Source organism: Streptomyces sp. NPDC014907, from assembly GCF_055562975.1.
Genome location: NZ_JBVHEG010000004.1, coordinates 401,693 through 418,686 on the forward strand (window position 1 = coordinate 401,693; position 16,994 = coordinate 418,686).

Below are 16,994 nucleotides of genomic sequence, written 5' to 3' on the forward strand. Positions count from 1 at the left end.
GGGGGGGGGGGGGGGGGGGGTTGTTGGCCCCCCCCCCCCCGTGGGGGGGGGGGGGGGGGGGGGGGGGGGGGGGGGGGGGGGGGGGGGGGGGCGCGCCCCCCCCCCCCCCCCCCCCCCCCGCGCCCCTCCCTGCCCCTTCCCCGCCCCCACCCTTCGCCGCCCCCGAGGGGCGACAAGGGTTTTCCCCGTATCGGGTTCACCCCCCCGTTCCCTACTGTCCTCCGCACCGGCAGATACCATCCTCCGAACCGCACCATGACAGGTGCATGCGAAGGGTGGTGCCCGCCGGTGACGGCCTTGACCCGGGCCGTCGCGCCGGTGGCGGCGCACGGGCCCCCCAAGCCCAGGGACCCGCGGACCGTGACCCCACTTCGCGCCGTGTGTCCCGCGCCGCCGCCACTGCTCCGCAGTCACGTCGTACTCGAAAGGGCCACACCTTGAACCGTTCCAGGCGGAGAGTCATATCCGTGGTCGCGAGCGCCGCGATCCTCGGTGCCGCTGCCACCACCTCCGGGGCGTTCGCCGCCGCCCCGGGCGCTGCCACCCCGAAGCCCGCTCCGGCGTCGCAGACGATGCGGGCGCTCCCCGGCGCCCCCGTCGAGAAGGTCATCGTCACCTACAAGAACCGGTCCGCCGAGGCCGGTTCCAACGCCGCCGCGAAGAGCGACACGGCCGAGAAGGCCGCGAGGACGGGCGAGAAGCTCTCCTTCGAGCGCCGCCTCGCCACCGGCGGCGCCCTGGTCGACCTGGGTGACGGCGCCACCCCGCAGGACGTGACGAAGGTCATGGACGCCTTCCGCGCCGACCCGTCCGTCGCCTCCGTCGAGCCCGACATCCGCGCGTACGCGATGGCGGTCACGCCGAACGACACCGACTACGCCAGGCAGTGGGACCTCGTCGAGCCCACCGGCGGCATGAACGTTCCCGCGGCCTGGGACAGGGCGACCGGCTCCGGCGTCACCGTGGCCGTCATCGACACCGGCTACGCCGCCCACTCGGACCTGGCGGCCAACGTCGTCGCCGGCTACGACTTCATCTCGGCCTCCGCCGACGCCCGCGACGGCAACGGCCGCGACGCGGACCCGAAGGACGAGGGCGACTGGAACGCCACGGCGGGCGAGTGCGGCACCGGCTCCACCGTCTCCAGCTCCTCCTGGCACGGCACCCACGTGGCCGGCACCATCGGCGCCGTCACGAACAACGCCAAGGGCATCGCGGGCATCGCGTACAACGCGCGGATCCAGCCCGTGCGCGTGCTCGGCAAGTGCGGCGGCTCGTCCTCCGACATCGCCGACGCCATCACCTGGGCCTCCGGCGGCAGCGTGCCGGGCGTCCCGGCCAACGCGAACCCGGCGAAGGTCATCAACCTGAGCCTGGGCGGCGCGAGCTCCACCTGCCCGAGCGTGTACCAGACCGCGATCAACGGCGCCGTCTCGCGCGGCACCACCGTCGTCGTCGCGGCGGGCAACAGCAACGCCAACGCCTCCGGTTTCACCCCCGCGAACTGCGCGAACGTCATCACCGTGGCGTCGACCAACCGTGCCGGCAGCCGGTCGTACTACTCCAACTTCGGCACCCTCGTGGACGTGGCCGCGCCCGGCGGCGAGACCCGCAACGCCACCGACACCCCCGGGACCGTCACCACCCCCGAGAACGCCATCTACTCCACGCTGAACTCGGGCACGACCACCCAGTCGACCGAGACCTACAAGCCCTACCAGGGCACCTCGATGGCCGCTCCGCACATCGCGGGCCTCGCCGCGCTCCTGAAGTCGGCCAACGGCACCCTCACCCCGGCCGCGATCGAGTCCACGATCAAGGCCAACGCCCGTCCGCTGCCCGGCACCTGCACCGGCGGCTGCGGCACCGGCATCGCCGACGCCGCGAAGACCGTCGCCGCCGTCACCGCCCCGGCGACCGGCACCGTCTTCACCGCCGACACCGACGTGGCGATCCCGGACAACACCACCGTGTCGTCCCCGCTCGCCGTCACCGGCCGCACCGGCAACGCCCCCGCCACACTCAAGGTCGGCGTGGACATCAAGCACACGTGGCGCGGGGACCTGGTCGTCGACCTGGTCGCCCCCGACGGCACGGTGCGCAACCTGAAGGCGTCCTCCTCCTCGGACAGCGCCGACAACGTCCTGACCACGTACACGGTCGACGCGTCGAACGAGGTCGCCAACGGCACCTGGAAGCTCCAGGTCCGCGATGTGGCCAGTGGTGACACCGGCTACATCGACTCGTGGAGCCTCACCTTCTGACGCACCGCCGCACCACCACCGAACCACCCCCCACATCAGCATCCTTGCTGGTCAGCGACGCGCTCGTGGTCTACACCACGGGCGCGTCCTGGCGTTGCGGGGGCGGACGCGGCCGAAAGGCGCTGTCCGTATGCCGGACAAGGGGCCTGGACTCCGCCGGTGGGCTCCGTATTCTCTGCGCACGGGGCCCACGGGTCGGGCCCCGTGCGGCCGGAGGGGGTGGACAGTGACGACGGCTCCGCACGCCTCCCTGCGCCCCGCGGGCGCGGGGGCGTCCCCGGCGCCGGTGGGCCGCGAGGAACTCCTCGTCCGGCTGGAACGCGCCCTGCACACCCGGGGCCGCGCCCTGCTCACCGGGCCCGCCGGCGTCGGCAAGACCGAGGTGGCGCTCGCCGCGGCGGCACGGGCCGAGACGCGCGGCGAGACCGTGCTGTGGCTCGCGTGCCTGCCGTCCGACCGCGAGATACCCGGGGCGTCGGCCGCCGCGCTCGTCGCCTCCGTGGCGGCCACGGCGTCCTGGCCCGGAAGCGGCGCCGTCCGGCCCGGGACGTCCGGCGCCGGCGCGCCCGACGCCGTGCCGCCCGCCCCGGCGCCCGGAGACCCCGGGCCGCTCCCTCCCGGAGCCGGCGCGCCCCCGCCCCACGGCTCCGGAGCCGGTACGGGGGCCGCTCCCGGCCCCGGGACGCGCACCGGCCCGGCACGCACCGGCGGACCGTCCTCCGACGGCGCGCCCGCCCCCGGCGTCCCCGCTTCCGGCGTCCCCGCTTCCGGGATCTTCGCCTCCGGGGTCTTCGACGAACTGCCCGGTCCGCAGCGGACCGCCGTCGCCATGCTCTGCCGCGAGGCGCCGGTCGACCCGGGCGGCTGGGACCCGATCGCGCTGCGCCTCGGCATCGCCCGCGTCCTGCGCGCCCTGGCCTGCCGGGGACCCGTCCTGCTCGTGGTCGACGGGGTGCAGCACGTCGACGCGGACAGCGCGGACCTGCTGCGGTTCGCCCTCCACCTGGCGCCGCCCGGACTGCGGGTGGTCGCCGTGGAGACCCCCGAGCCGTACGGGGAGGGCCACGACCCGTACCGCGAGCCGCACCGCCCCGAGGACCCGGCCGCCGGCCGCCTCTGGGTGCCGTCGGAGGCGGACGTCCTCCGCGTCCCGCCGCTGCACGCCGACGAGATCGCCGAACTCCTCATCCACCACCGGCTGCCCTCCCGGATGGCCGGCCGCATCCACCGCGAGAGCGGCGGCAACCCGCGGCTCGCGCTCGCGGTGGGACGGTCCCTCGCCGACGCGCGGACCCCGGTGCACCACGCCGAGGCCCTGACGCTCTCCGGGCGCGCCCGCGACCTCGCCCGCCAGCTCCTGGGCGCGGCGCCCCCGGCCGTACGGGAGACCCTGCTGCTCGCCGCCCTCGCGCTGCGCCCGTCCGCGACGCTGGTGCGCCGGGCGGGGCGGCCCGACGCGGAGGCGGACCTCGCGGCGGCCGAGCGGGCCGATCTGGTGTCGCTGGCCGAGGACGGTTCGGTGACCTTCACCGCCGGGCTGCTGCCCTCCACCCTGGTGCACGACGCCTGCTGGGCCGAGCGGAGCGCCGGGCACCGGGCCCTCGCGGAGGTCGTGGACGACCCCGTGGAGGCGGTGCGCCACCGGGCGCTCGCCACCGACAGCCCGGACGAGGAGCTGGCCGCCGAGGTCGCGGCCGCCGCCGAACGGGCCCGGCGGCGCGGGAACAGCGCGCTCGCCGCCGAACTGGCGCTGCTGGCGGCCGAGTCGACGCCGGGGCGGCACGGTACGCGGCGGATCGCCCGGCTCGTCGACGCCGCCGAGGAGGCCGCCCGCGCGGCCCGCGCCGATCTCGCGCTGCGGGCCGCCGCCGATCTGCTCGCCCGGGACGCGGAACCCGCCGACCGGGTGCGGGCGCGCCTCGCCGTGCTCGACACGGCGGGCCAGGGGCTGACCGGGCTGGACGAGATGTACGTCCACGCCATGGAGGACTCCGAGGGCGACACCGCGCTGCGGGCCGCCGTCCAGCTCCGGCTGGCCGTCAAGTACGTGCTGGCGGACGGCGATCCCCGGCGTTCGCGGACGGCGGCGGTCGAATCGGCCGCGCTCGCCCTCTCCACGGGCGACCCGCGGACGGCCGCGCAGGCGCTGACCGTGCGGGCGCGGATGGAGCGGGCGCTCGGTTCGCCCGACGCGGAGGCCGTGCTGGCCCGGGCCCGCGACCTGGAGCTGGCCGAACGCCCGCTGGGCATCCGCAACGCCGCGCAGATCCTGACGATCCGCCACGCGCTCTTCGACGACCGGCTCGTGGAGGCCCGTGACCAGGTGGGCGCGCTCCTGCCGCTGGTGCGGCGGCGCGGTTCCGTCGAGGACGCCATCGAACTCTTCCGCACGCTGGCCGAGATCGAGTCCCGGCTCGGCCCGTGCGCGGCGGCCCTCGACCACGCCGGGCGGTCCCTCGCCCTCACCCTGGAGGCGGGCCTCTCCCCCGGTCCCGCCTGGTACGCGCTCGCCCTCGCGGAGACGGCGGGCGGCAGCTTCGCGCGGGCCGCGAGCTACGCGCGCCGCAGCGTGCAGGCGTCGGAGGAGGAGGGCGACCGCGTCTTCCTCTCCCGCAGCCGGTACGCGCTCGGCCGGGTCCAGCTGCTCAACGGGGACGTCGCCGCCGCCCTGGAGACCCTGCGCCGGGTCCAGGCCGACGAGCACGCCCAGTCGACCGTGGACCCGTCCATGCTCCGCTGGCACGAGGAGCTGGCCGAGGCGCTGCTCGCGCGCGACGCGGGCGAGGAGGCGCTGGCGCTCCTCGCGGAAGTGCGGCCGGTGGCGGAGCGCCTGGGACGGTCGACCGTCCTGCTCGGCTGCGACCGGGTGTACGCCCTGTGCCTGGCGGCCGAGGGGCGTACGGGCGAGGCGGCGGAGCTGCTGACCGGCACGGCCGAGCGGTTCGGGCGGGCCGGGCTGCCCCTCGAACGGGGCCGGGCGCTGATCGCGCTGGCCCGGGTGGAGCGCCGCAGGCGCCGCAGGTCGGCGGCGCAGGGCGCCCTCCACGAGGCGGCGTCGGTGTTCGAGCGGGCCGGGGCGGTGCCGTGGCTCGCCCTGGCGGGCGAGAACCCGGCCGTTCCGGCGGGGGAGGGCCCGGCGGGGGGCGGCGCGGGCGAGGAGACGGCGTCCGCGCTCTCCTCCCTCACGGAGGCGGAGCTGCGCCTGGCCCGGCTCGTGGGCCGGGGCGCCAGCAACCAGGAGGCGGCGGCGAAGCTGTACCTGAGCGTGAAGACGGTGGAGGCGCGCCTCACCCGCATCTACCAGAAGCTCGACGTCCGTTCCCGCGCGCAGCTGGCGACCGCGCTCCGGCCGTGAGCCGGCGGGGCGCGACCGGCTACCGGCCGGTGAGGGCCACGGCGAAGACGCTCCGGACGGCGGTCCCGTCGGGCCTCCGCCATTCGGCCGTCACCCGGCCCGGGCCGCCGGCCGCCGGGCCGTCGCCGTCGGGCCGCAGGACGCGCCGCACCCGCAGGACGGGCGGAGCGCCGGCGCCGGGCACCCGCACCACCACGTCGGTGTGGTCGGGGCCTTCGGCGACCCGTACGGGTTCCGCGTCGGCGCCCGTGCCGGCCGGGGCGAGCGGCGAGACGGTGACGGTGGGGTCGGGCGTGTCGCTCACGGACTGTTCCTGCGGTTCGGCGCGGCCCTCGAACAGCGCGTACAGCCGTGCGACGAGGACCGGGTCGTGGACGCCGTCGTAGATCCAGCGCTTCCCCAGGACGCCGTGTTCGGAGGTGCCGACGAGGGCGTGCTCGGCGCCCGCCAGCGGGGCCGGACGGTAGGTCAGGGGGACCTGGTACGCCGCCGCGTCCGCTCCGGCGCCGTCGGTCACGACCATGAACTCGATGCCCACCTCGCCGGCGGGGTCGTCCAGGCGGAACCCGCCCGCCTTGGCCGGCCGGGGACCGGCCGGCCCGCCGGCGTACCAGGGACGGGCGGGAAGCCAGGTGGTGAGCAGCTCCAGTTTGGTGGGGTGCATCGTGGTGCGGTGGATCACGGCCATCGCGTGTTCCTTCCTTCCGGTCCGGGACCCGGGCAACGTAACAGACCGGCCGGGGCCCGGAACCGGGCACGGGCCGACGGGGCGGGCGGGCCGTGGGTCCGCGACGGAGCGCCCTCGCTTCTCACCCACCGTCACCTTTGCCTGATAATGTCAGGAATGCCGCATTCTTCGTGCGGCCCTCGACCGCGCCGTCCCAGAACGGGAGCAGCAATGTCCGGTGGACCCGAGCCCCTCAACGCCGAAGCCCGCGAGGCCCTGGAACGGGAACTCTCCGAGCTGCGCGCCGAACGCGAATCGGTCGCCGTCACCCTGCGGGACGGCGACGGTGACGAGGTCGGGGACAGGGCCGACCAGGCCGACGAACTGATGCGCGCCGACCAGGTCGACCGGATCGACGGGCGCATCAGGGAGATCGAGGAACGCCTGGAGGAGGGGTCCGACGCCCCGCCGCCGGCGGCGGGAACGATCGGCGTCGGCAGCGGCGCGACCGTACGGTTCGACGACGGCACCGAGAGGGTCGTGCGGATCGCGGAGATCCCCGACGCGCTCGACCCGTCGCTGGTGACCGCCGACAGCCCCCTCGGCAGGGCGCTGCTCGGCCGCGGCCCCGGCGACACCGTCACCTACGAGACGCCCGGGGGGCCGGCGACCGCGGTCGTCGTCTCGGTCGGCTGACGGCGCCGTGCGGGAGGCGGACGAAGAGGCGGACGGGTCCGGGTCCGGGTCCGGGAGCCGTGCCGCCCAGGAGCAGTTCAGGGAGGCCGACCGCAAGGGCGGCCCCGGCCACACCGTCCTGGTGGCGCTGGCCCTCGCCGTGCCGGTCACCAAGCTCGCGTACACGGTCGGCGGCGGGGACGCGGTCCGCGACGTGCTCGTGGGCATGGAACCGGCGAACTGGCCGGACATCCTCGTCGGCATGCTGATCACCGATCCCCTGCTCGGTTCGGTGCTCGCCGTCGTCGTCTCCCGCGTGGTCTTCGCCCTGTTCGCCGCGCGCGGCGCGGTGCCGCTGGGCGGCGGACGGGCCGGGGCCCTCCGGCGGACGGCGCTCACGGCCGTCAACCCCGTCGCGGTGGGCGTCATCGACGCCTGCTTCTTCGGGCCGTGGTGGGGGCTCGGCACCGGGCTCGCCGCCTTCGCGCTGCGGCAGGGCGTGGTCGTGGAGTACCGCACGGGCCGCCGCCGGCCGCACCACCGGCACGACCGGGAACCGGGCCCCCGCCGCGACACCGGCTACCGGCCGCCCGCCTGGCTCGTCCGGGCCGCCGGCTTCGAGCAGTGGGCGGCCCTGGTCCTGACCGTGGTCGTGCTGCCCGTCCTGTTCTTCGTCTCGGCCCTGAACGGGCAGTCGTGGACGTCGATCGTGGAGTGCCGGATCACCCGCGGCACCGAGACCGGGAACGGCCGTCTGATCGAGCTGGGCCGCAAGGGGAACGGCGTCGTGGGCTGGAACCTGGACACCGGAGAGGTCTCCAACGGCGTCGGGTGCACGAGCGACGAGAGCCGCTTCGTGCGCGAACCGTGGTGGCGCTCCTGACCGGGAGCCCGGACCCGGCCCTCCCCGGCCCCCGGCCCTCCCCCCGCCCGTTTCCCGCCCGGCGCTCGCTCCGGTACCCAGTTCAGTGCTCGGTCCGGTGCTCAGTCCGTGACGATGCCGGTGACCAGGTTGATGGCGGTGGCGAGGACGCCGGTGCCGAAGACGTACGACAGCAGGCAGTGGCGCAGGACGACCGCGCGGAGCCCGGCGGTGGACACGCTCGTGTCGGAGACCTGGTAGGTCATCCCGAGGTTGAAGCTGAAGTAGAGGAAGTCGCTGTACCGGGGCGGCTCCGGGGTGTTGAAGTCGATCCCCCCGCCCGGCTCCAGGACGTAGTAGTGGTACGCGTAGCGGGTGGCGTACATCAGGTGGAGCGCAGCCCAGGCCGTGAAGACGCCGCCGAGGGCGAGCGCGGCCGCCGCGTGGCTCAGGTCGGTGTGGTCGACCAGGAGGAGCACGACGATGGCGACGAGACCGCACAGGGAGGACCCGACGACGGCGAGTTCCTCCACGGCGGGGCGGAACTCCTCGCGCCGGACGTTGCGGTGGGTGGCGGCGGCGTCCATGGGCCACAGGACCGCCCAGCCGGTGGCGGCGAAGAGGGCCTCCGTCGCCGTGATGCCGGCGAGGACGCCGAGCGGCGTGTGCGTCAGCGCGCCCACGAGCCCGCAGACCCCCGCGCCGGCGAGGATCGATCCGGCGAGCCGCGGGACGGCACCGGGCAGCCGGTGAGGCACGGTTCAGGACTCCAGGGCGGCGGAAGGGGACGGGACGGCACGCCGTCCCGGAGGGCGGTGCCAGCGTAGGCGGGTACGGCCCCGTACCCGGTCCGACACGGCGGTCCCGGTGCCGGACCGCGCGGCCGGGGCCGGCGGGCGGGGCCGTCGCGCGCGCCGGTCCGCCGGGGGCTACCGTCGGGGGTCGGGCCGCGCGGCACCGCGGACCCGCGGATTCGCCGGCCGGAACCACAGGAGGGAGCGAACCATGGGACGAGTGACCGCGCGGCGGCGCGTCCTGCGCGTGCGGGAGGGAGGCGCCTCCTACCGCCCGGACACACTGGCCGCGGAGGAGCCGATGGAGATCCGGGTCGGCGGACGGCCGCTGACGGTGACGATGCGCACCCCGGGCGACGACTTCGACCTCGCGGCCGGGTTCCTCGTGAGCGAGGGGGTGGTCCGCTCCGCCGGGGAGGTGGCCGGAATCCGGTACTGCGCGGGCGCCACGTCCGACGGCGGCAACACGTACAACGTGGTGGACGTCGTCCTCGCTCCCGGCGTGGCCGCGCCGGACGCCTCCCTGGAACGCAACTTCTACACGACGTCCTCGTGCGGGCTGTGCGGCAAGGCCAGTCTGGACGCCGTGCGCACCACGGCCGCCTGGTCCGTCGCGGAGGACCCGCTGCGCGTCGGCACGGAGGTGCTGACGGCCCTCCCCGACCGGCTGCGGGCGGCCCAGAAGGTGTTCGACAGCACGGGCGGGCTGCACGCGGCCGGGCTCTTCTCGGCGGAGGGCGAACTGCTGTGCCTGCGGGAGGACGTCGGACGGCACAACGCCGTGGACAAGGTCGTCGGCCACGCCCTGCGGTCGGGTCTGCTGCCGCTGCGCGGGACGGTCCTGATGGTGAGCGGCCGGGCCTCCTTCGAGCTGGTGCAGAAGGCGGTGATGGCGGGCGCCCCGCTGCTCGCGGCCGTCTCCGCGCCCTCCTCGCTCGCGGTGGACCTCGCCGCGGAGAGCGGGCTGACCCTGGTCGGCTTCCTGCGCGGCACGTCCATGAACGTGTACTGCGGCGACGAGCGCCTGGAGACCGCACCCGCCGGGTGAGGGGCCCGCCGGCGCGCGGCGGGCCTCCCGGCGCCGCTCCTACGCCACGGCGGCGTCCTCGTCGGCCCGGTGCGCGCCCGCACCGGAGCCGCCGCCGCGCACCGTGCAGTGGATCGAGTCGTCCGCCACGTCGGCGACGATCGTGTCGCCGGGCTCGGCGTCACCGCCGAGCAGCAGGGAGGCGACCCGGTTGTCCAGCTCCGTCTGGATGGTGCGGCGCAGCGGCCGGGCGCCGAACGCCGGCTGGTAGCCGTGCGCGACGAGGAGCTTCTTCGCCGCGTCGGTGACCTCCAGGGTCATGCCCTGCGCGTGGACGCGCTGCTTGCTGCGGTCCAGGAGGTGGCCGACGATCTCCGACAGGTCCTCCTCGGTGAGGCTGTGGAAGACGATGATGTCGTCGATGCGGTTGAGGAACTCCGGCAGGAAGCGTCCCCGCAGGTCCTCCATCAGCCGGTCCTTCAGCTCGGCCGCGTCGCCCTGGTGGTCCAGGATGCGGTGGGCGCCGATGTTGGACGTCATGATGACGACGCAGTGGCGGAAGTCGACCGTGCGTCCCTGGCCGTCCGTCAGGCGCCCGTCGTCCAGGATCTGGAGCAGCGTGTTGAAGACGTCGGGATGCCCCTTCTCGATCTCGTCGAACAGGACCACGCTGTAGGGCTGGCGGCGGACCTTCTCGGTGAGCTGCCCGGCCTCCTCGTAGCCGACGTACCCGGGGGGCGCCCCGACGAGCCGGGCCACCGTGTGCTTCTCCTGGAACTCGCTCATGTCGAACCGGATCATCCGGTCCTCGTCGCCGAACAGCAGCTCGGCGAGCGTCTTGGCGAGTTCGGTCTTCCCGACGCCGGTGGGCCCGAGGAAGAGGAAGGAGCCCACCGGGCGGTTCGGGTCGCCCATGCCCGCCCGGTTGCGGCGCACGGCCTCGGAGACCGCCGTGACGGCCTCGTCCTGGCCGACGATCCTGGCGTGCATCTCGTGCTCCAGCCGGAGCAGCTTCTCCTTCTCGCTGGCGGTGAGCTGGGAGACGGGGATGCCGGTGCGGCGGGACACGATGTCCGCGATGTCGCCGGCCGTGACGGAGACGACGCCCTCGCGCCGCTCCTCGATGCCCGCGAGTTCGCCCTCGATCTCGGCGATCTGCCGCTTGAGGTCGGAGGCCTTCTCGAACTCCTCGCCCGCGACGGCCTGGTCCTTCTCCCGGCGCAGTTTCGCCAGCCGGTCCTCCCGGCTGACCACCTCGGTGGAGCGGCCGCCGCTGCGCAGCCGCACCCGGGCGCCGGCCTGGTCCATCAGGTCGATGGCCTTGTCCGGGAGGAACCGGTCGCTGATGTAGCGGTCGGAGAGTTCCGCCGCCGCCGCGAGGGCGCCGTCGGCGAAGCGGACCCGGTGGTGCGCCTCGTAGGCGTCGCGCAGCCCTTCGAGGATCTGCACGGTCTCCTCGACCGTCGGCTCCGGGATCAGGACGGGCTGGAAGCGGCGTTCGAGGGCGGCGTCCTTCTCGATGTGCTTGCGGTACTCGTCGATGGTGGTCGCGCCGACCACGTGCAGCTCGCCGCGGGCGAGGGCCGGCTTGAGCATGTTGCCCGCGTCCATCGAGCCCTCGCCGGTGGCGCCGGCGCCGACGACGGTGTGCAGTTCGTCGATGAAGAGGACGATGTCGCCCTCGGCCTCCTGGACGTCCTCGATGACCTTCTTCAGGCGTTCCTCGAACTGTCCCCGGTACTGCGCCCCCGCCACCATGCCGGAGAGGTCGAGGGAGACGACCCGCTTGTCCTTGAGGGTGTCGGGCACCTCGCCCGCCACGATGCGCTGGGCGAGGCCCTCGACGATGGCGGTCTTGCCGACGCCGGGTTCACCGATGAGGACGGGGTTGTTCTTGGAGCGCCGGGAGAGGATCTCGACGGTCTGCTCGATCTCCTCCGCGCGGCCGACCACCGGGTCGAGCCTGCCGGCCCTCGCCTCCTCGGTCAGGTCCCGGCCGAACTCGTCGAGGGCCGTGGCCGGCTGCTTCGGGGCGGCGGGGGCGCTCTCCCCGCCGAAGGCCGCCCGGTCCGCCGGGCCGCGCAGCTTCGACACGTCCAGGTCCTCGGCGCGCAGGAAGCGGGAGGCGCCGGAGTCGGGGTCGCCGAGGAGGGCGCCGAGGATGTGCTCGGGACCGATGTACGACACCCCGGCGGCCTGCGAGCGGGCGTGGGCCAGGGCGAGGGTGCGCTTGGCCGCGGGGGTGAGCCCGGGTTCCGAGGAGGGCTCGGCGGACTCCCCCGGCAGGACGGCGGCGATCCGGTCCGCGAGGGCGTCGGGGTCCACCCCGCCCTGGGCGAGCAGCCTGCGGGAGGGGTCGACGCGGGTGGCGGCCCACAGGAGGTATTCGGTGTCGAGGTCGGAGGTGCCGTCCTCGACCGCCCTGCGGGTGGCCAGGCCGAGGAGTTCGTGCGAGGACTCCGTCAGGAGCCGTCCGATGGGCACGCGTTGCACGGCCGGCGGCGAAGAGGCGGGGGACATACCGAAGAAACGGTTCAGCATCTCACTGAACGGATCGGAGGAACCGAAGGGTGAACCGAACGCCATCGACATGTCAGCTCCAGAGAAGCGCGGGGGGTCCCTCCCACTGAAACGCCATGTCCAGAGCTCCGCAAACGGAACGGACGCGGGCGGCGGGGCCCGGACGGGGCCCGCCGGACCCGGGACGACGGAGGCCCCGGAGGCGGAGGCCCGGAGGCGGTGGACCGGGCGCCGGCGGGGCCCGCGCACCCGGCGTCCCGACACGCCCGCCCCGCCCGTATCGTCCGTGTTCCCGCGTCACGGGGGCGCGTCCGCCGACGATGGTCCCATGAGTTCCGCGATCCCCCCGCACCCCCACGGCCCGCAGGTGCGTGCCGGCACGCTGGTCCGGCGCCCCAGACTGTGGCTCGTACCGACCGTTCTGAGCTCCCTCGTCGCCCTGCTGCTGTCGCTCCTCTACATGGGGGGCATCCTCAACCCGTCCGACAACCTGCACCGGCTTCCCATCGCCCTGGTCGACGAGGACCAGGGGCCTCCGCCCCCCGGACAGCGGAAGAGCCTGGGCGGGCAGATCACCGACGCGGTCGTCGCGGCCGGCTCCTCGAAGGACGACGTCGACTGGCGCCGGATGGACCTGGCGGCGGCCCGGGAGGCGATGGCCTCCGGCACGGTGTACGGCGCGCTGGTCGTCCCGAAGGACTTCACCGCGTCCGTGACGGCACTGACCACCGCCCGTGCGACGGCCCGTCCGGCGCTGCACGTGCTCACCAACCCCGGCGTCGGAAGCCTGGGTTCGTCCATGGCGTCCCAGATCTCCCAGAGCGCCGCCCACCAGGCGTCCCGCGACATCGGCGAGCGGCTCTCGGCCTCCGCGACCGCTCCCACCGCGCGACTGCTGCTGGCCGACCCCGTGGAGGTCACCACCAGCGTCGGCCATCCCATCGGCCGGCACAGCGGGCTCGGGCTCACCGCCTTCTACTACACGCTGCTGCTCGTCCTGGCCGGCTTCATCGGCGGCAACATGCTCACCAGCGGCGTCGACACCGCCCTCGGCTACGCGGACAGCGAGATCGGCCCCTGGCACACCCGCCACACGACGGTTCCCATCAGCCGCACCCAGACGCTGCTCCTGAAGATGCTGATGACGGCCGGCATCTCGGTCCTCACCACCACGCTCATCATGGTGGCCACGGTCTCGGTCCTCGGCATGGACGCCGCCCACCTGCCGACGCTGTGGCTGTTCTCGTACTGCGCGACGGTCGCCGTCGGCCTGGGGGTCCAGGCCATCAACGCCGCCTTCGGCGGCATCGGCCAGCTCGTCTCCATGTTCGTCTTCATCGCCCTCGCCCTCCCCTCCTCCGGGGCGACCGTTCCCCTGGAGGCCACCCCCGGCTTCTACCGGTTCCTGGGCGTCTTCGAGCCCATGCGCCAGCTCAGCGTGGGGGTCAGGTCCATCCTGTACTTCGACGCCCGCGCCGACGCCGGCCTCGGACGCGCCTGGATCATGATCGCGGTCGGAACGGTCCTCGCCCTGGTCTTCGGCTTCGCCATGACCCACTACTACGACCGCAGGGGGCTCCGCCGGCTCACACCGCAGCCCGAGGAGTGAGCGGGGTGCGGGACCGGGGGCGTCACCGTCCCCGGTCCCGGGCGGCGCGGTCCGGGGACGACGACCGCGCCACGCCCTACTTCTTCCCCCCGGTGTAGTCGTCGTAGAAGCCCCGTCCCGTCTTGACGCCGAGGTGACCGGCGTCGACGTACTTCCGCAGCAGTTCGCGCGGGCCGGTGGGCAGTCCGGGACGCTCGGCGGCGTAGTGCTCCTCGATGTCCAGGACGACGTCGAGCCCGACCTGGTCCATCATGCGGAAGGGGCCGGCCGGGGTGCCCATGTTGATCTGCCACATCCGGTCGACGTCCTGCGGGGTGGAGACGCCCTCCGCGACCACGGCGAGGGCCTCGCGCTTGATGGCGGCCCAGACGCGGTTGAAGATGAAGCCCGTCGACTCCTTGCGCGCCTCGAACGGGAAGACCCCGTAGTGGGGCAGTTCCCGCTTCAGGAGGTCGATGATCCCCCGGTCGGTGTGGCCGTCCGACATGATGTCGATCGCGTTCTGCTTCGGCGGCATGTAGAAGTGCATGTTCAGCACCCGCTCGGGGTGCTCGACCCGGTCGATGAACTGACTCGTCGGGTACGAGGAGGAGTTGCTCGCCAGGATGGCGTCCGCGTCGGCGGCGCGGTCGAGCTGCCCGAAGATCTCCTTCTTCAGGTCGAGGCGCTCGGGAATCGCCTCGACCACGAGCCAGGCGCCCGCGAGCGCCTCCGTCAGGTCGTCGGTGAAGACGACCCGGCCGGGTGAACCGCCCTCGACGGAGGCGGCCACCTCGGCCACGTTCTCCTTCACGTACGCGACCGCCGCCTCCTCGGCGTCGGCCGAACGGTCGTAGATGCGCACCTCGCCGCCCCTGGTGGCGAACATCAGCGCGATCCGGCGTCCCAGTGTCCCCGCGCCGATCACGGCGACCGGGCGGTTCTGGATGTCGGTGGGAAGGGTGAACGGCATGCTCGTCCTGCTCTCCGGAGGTCGGAGGCCCGACGCTCGTCCGGCCGGGCCGCGCTCCCGCAGTCTCGGGCGCGGCCGCCACCACGGCGACCCGGGCGCCGTCCTCCGGGCGGCACGGCTGCGGCTTCCGGGTGATTCCCGGGGCCGCACGGGCCCGGCGGCCTCCGTCCCTCCCGACCCCCTACCCCTCCTCGTCCCAGGACGGCTCCGGCTCGTCGAAGTCGAAGGGCGGCTCGTCATCGAAGGGCGGCTCGTCGTCGTACGACGGCATCCCGTCGTGCGGCGGTTCGTCGCGCGGGGCGGGGGTCCCGGACGCCGGCGCGGGCCGCGCGGCCGGCACCGGCGCGCTCCCGTCCCGGGCCGCTGCCCCGGCCGGGGCGCCGGCGCCGGTTCCCGCCAGGGCCTCCAGGACGCCCTCGCCGTACTTGGCCAGCTTGGCCTCGCCGACCCCGCCGACGGTGCCCAGCTCCGCGACCGTGGCGGGGAGCCGGGTCGCGATCTCCCGCAGTGTCGCGTCGTGGAAGACGACGTACGCCGGTACGCCCTGCTCGCGGGCGGTCGCGGCCCGCCAGGCGCGGAGCGCCTCGAAGACCGGCACGGCCTCGGCGGGCAGGTCGGCCGGCACCCGGGCGCCCTTCCCGGAGCGGCCCCCGGACTCCTTCCGGGCGGGGGCGACCGCCTTCTCCTTGCGCATCTGGACGGTGAGGCGGCCGCCCAGCACCTCGCCGCTCCGCTCCGTGAGGACGAGCGTCCCGTAGTCGCCCTCGACCGCGAGGAGGCCCTGGGCGAGGAGCTGGCGGACGACCCCGCGCCATTCGGCGGTGCCCAGGTCGGCCCCGATGCCGAACACCGAGAGCGCGTCGTGGTCGAACTGGATGACCTTGGCCGTCCTCTTGCCCTGGAGGATGTCGATGATCTGGCCGGCGCCGAACTTCTGGCGCCGTTCCCTGGCCAGCCGCCACACCGTGGAGAGCAGCTTCTGCGCGGCGACCGTGCCGTCCCAGGACTCGGCCGGGGTCAGACAGGTGTCGCAGTTGCCGCACGGCTCGCCCTTCTGGCCGAAGTACGCGAGGAGCCGCACCCGGCGGCAGTCGACGGTCTCGCAGAGCGCCAGCATGGCGTCCAGGTGCATGGCGAGGCCCCGCCGGTGCTGCTCGTCGCCCTCGGAGCCGTCGATGAGCTTGCGCTGCTGGACCACGTCCTGGAGGCCGTAGGCCAGCCACGCCGTGGCCGGCTCGCCGTCGCGGCCCGCGCGGCCGGTCTCCTGGTAATAGCCCTCGACCGACTTCGGCAGGTCCAGGTGGGCCACGAAGCGCACGTCCGGCTTGTCGATGCCCATGCCGAACGCGATCGTCGCCACCACCACGACCCCGTCCTCGCGCAGGAAGCGGGACTGGTTCGCGGCGCGGGTGCGGGCGTCCATGCCCGCGTGGTACGGCACGGCGTCGACGCCCTGCTCCACGAGGAGCGCGGCGGTCTTCTCCACGGAGGACCGCGAGAGGCAGTAGACGACCCCGGCGTCCCCGTCGTGCTCGGTCTTGATCAGCTCCAGGAGCTGCTTGAACGGGTTGTTCTTCGGGACGATGCGGTACTGGATGTTCGGCCGGTCGAATCCGGCGACGAAGTGCCGGGCGTCCTCCAGGCCGAGGCGCGCGGCGATCTCGGCGTGGGTGGCCTCGGTGGCCGTCGCCGTCAGCGCGATCCGGGGCACCTTCGGCCACCGCTCGTGGAGCATGGACAGGGCCAGGTAGTCCGGCCGGAAGTCGTGGCCCCACTGGGAGACGCAGTGCGCCTCGTCGATCGCGAAGAGCGACACCCGGCCCCGGTCGAGGAGCCGCTGCGTGCCCTCGGTCCGCAGCCGCTCGGGGGCCAGGTAGAGGAGGTCCAGCTCGTCCGCGAGGAACGCCTGCTCGACGGCCTGCCGCTCGTACGGGTCCTGCGTGGAGTTCAGGAATCCGGCCCGCACGCCGAGGGCCCGCAGCGCGTCCACCTGGTCCTGCATGAGGGCGATGAGCGGCGAGATCACGATGCCCGTGCCGTCCCTGACCAGGGCCGGGATCTGGTAGCAGAGCGACTTGCCGCCGCCGGTCGGCATCAGCACGAGGGCGTCGCCGCCGCCGACGACCTGCTCGATGATCTCCTGCTGCTGCCCGCGGAAGGAGGTGTAGCCGAAGACACGGTGGAGCACCCGGGCGGGCTCGGAGATCTCGGTGGAAGCGTCGGAGAGGACCATTCGTGAAGCGTATCCGCCCGCTCGGACACTCCGGTC

The 16,994-nt window shown here is 74.5% G+C and carries 11 protein-coding genes; 6 read left to right on the forward strand and 5 right to left on the reverse strand.

The window, feature by feature from the left end; genetic code table 11:
• Positions 1–467: 467 nt before the first annotated feature.
• Both ACZ3IL_RS14035 and ACZ3IL_RS14040 read left to right on the forward strand, forming a co-directional pair.
• Positions 468–2,264, forward strand: coding sequence for a S8 family serine peptidase (locus ACZ3IL_RS14035; RefSeq protein WP_467389978.1), 1,797 nt, complete (start codon positions 468–470; stop codon positions 2,262–2,264).
• Between the two features lie 226 nt (positions 2,265–2,490).
• The gene (locus ACZ3IL_RS14040; RefSeq protein ID WP_467389980.1) at positions 2,491–5,619 is read left to right on the forward strand and encodes a helix-turn-helix transcriptional regulator; all 3,129 of its coding nucleotides are present in this window, start codon (positions 2,491–2,493) and stop codon (positions 5,617–5,619) included.
• 19 nt (positions 5,620–5,638) lie between these two features.
• Here the strand turns inward: ACZ3IL_RS14040 and ACZ3IL_RS14045 are convergent, their stop codons facing one another.
• Positions 5,639–6,307, reverse strand: a complete 669-nt coding sequence (locus tag ACZ3IL_RS14045) for a maltokinase N-terminal cap-like domain-containing protein (protein WP_467389982.1) — start codon at positions 6,305–6,307, stop codon at positions 5,639–5,641.
• 210 nt (positions 6,308–6,517) lie between these two features.
• Here ACZ3IL_RS14045 and ACZ3IL_RS14050 point away from each other — a divergent pair, with 210 nt between their 5' ends.
• Together ACZ3IL_RS14050 and ACZ3IL_RS14055 are read left to right on the forward strand one after the other, a co-directional pair.
• Positions 6,518–6,982, forward strand: coding sequence for a GreA/GreB family elongation factor (locus tag ACZ3IL_RS14050; protein WP_467389984.1), 465 nt, complete (start codon positions 6,518–6,520; stop codon positions 6,980–6,982).
• Positions 6,983–6,989: 7 nt separating this feature from the next.
• Positions 6,990–7,844, forward strand: a complete 855-nt coding sequence (locus ACZ3IL_RS14055; protein WP_467389986.1) for a hypothetical protein — start codon at positions 6,990–6,992, stop codon at positions 7,842–7,844.
• Positions 7,845–7,945: 101 nt separating this feature from the next.
• On the opposite strand, the gene ACZ3IL_RS14060 is transcribed toward ACZ3IL_RS14055, so the two are convergent.
• Positions 7,946–8,581: a DUF1345 domain-containing protein gene (locus tag ACZ3IL_RS14060; protein ID WP_467389988.1), complete on the reverse strand. Its 636-nt coding sequence runs from the start codon at positions 8,579–8,581 to the stop codon at positions 7,946–7,948.
• 247 nt (positions 8,582–8,828) lie between these two features.
• Between ACZ3IL_RS14060 and fdhD the strand changes: the two genes are divergently transcribed.
• Positions 8,829–9,665: a formate dehydrogenase accessory sulfurtransferase FdhD gene (fdhD, locus tag ACZ3IL_RS14065; protein WP_467389990.1), complete on the forward strand. Its 837-nt coding sequence runs from the start codon at positions 8,829–8,831 to the stop codon at positions 9,663–9,665.
• Positions 9,666–9,704: 39 nt separating this feature from the next.
• Here fdhD and ACZ3IL_RS14070 read toward each other — a convergent pair whose 3' ends face one another.
• Positions 9,705–12,236 (reverse strand): ATP-dependent Clp protease ATP-binding subunit, encoded by a 2,532-nt coding sequence (locus ACZ3IL_RS14070; RefSeq protein WP_467389992.1) that lies wholly within the window; start codon positions 12,234–12,236, stop codon positions 9,705–9,707.
• A gap of 256 nt (positions 12,237–12,492) precedes the next feature.
• On the opposite strand from ACZ3IL_RS14070, the gene ACZ3IL_RS14075 reads away from it, so the two are divergent.
• The gene (locus ACZ3IL_RS14075; RefSeq protein ID WP_467389994.1) at positions 12,493–13,773 is read left to right on the forward strand and encodes a YhgE/Pip domain-containing protein; all 1,281 of its coding nucleotides are present in this window, start codon (positions 12,493–12,495) and stop codon (positions 13,771–13,773) included.
• 76 nt (positions 13,774–13,849) lie between these two features.
• Here ACZ3IL_RS14075 and ACZ3IL_RS14080 read toward each other — a convergent pair whose 3' ends face one another.
• Together ACZ3IL_RS14080 and recQ are read right to left on the reverse strand one after the other, a co-directional pair.
• Positions 13,850–14,725, reverse strand: a complete 876-nt coding sequence (locus ACZ3IL_RS14080; protein ID WP_467389996.1) for a 3-hydroxyacyl-CoA dehydrogenase family protein — start codon at positions 14,723–14,725, stop codon at positions 13,850–13,852.
• Positions 14,726–14,906: 181 nt separating this feature from the next.
• On the reverse strand, positions 14,907–16,958 hold the full coding sequence (recQ, locus tag ACZ3IL_RS14085; RefSeq protein ID WP_467389998.1) for a DNA helicase RecQ: 2,052 nt from the start codon (positions 16,956–16,958) through the stop codon (positions 14,907–14,909).
• Positions 16,959–16,994 lie beyond the last annotated feature (36 nt).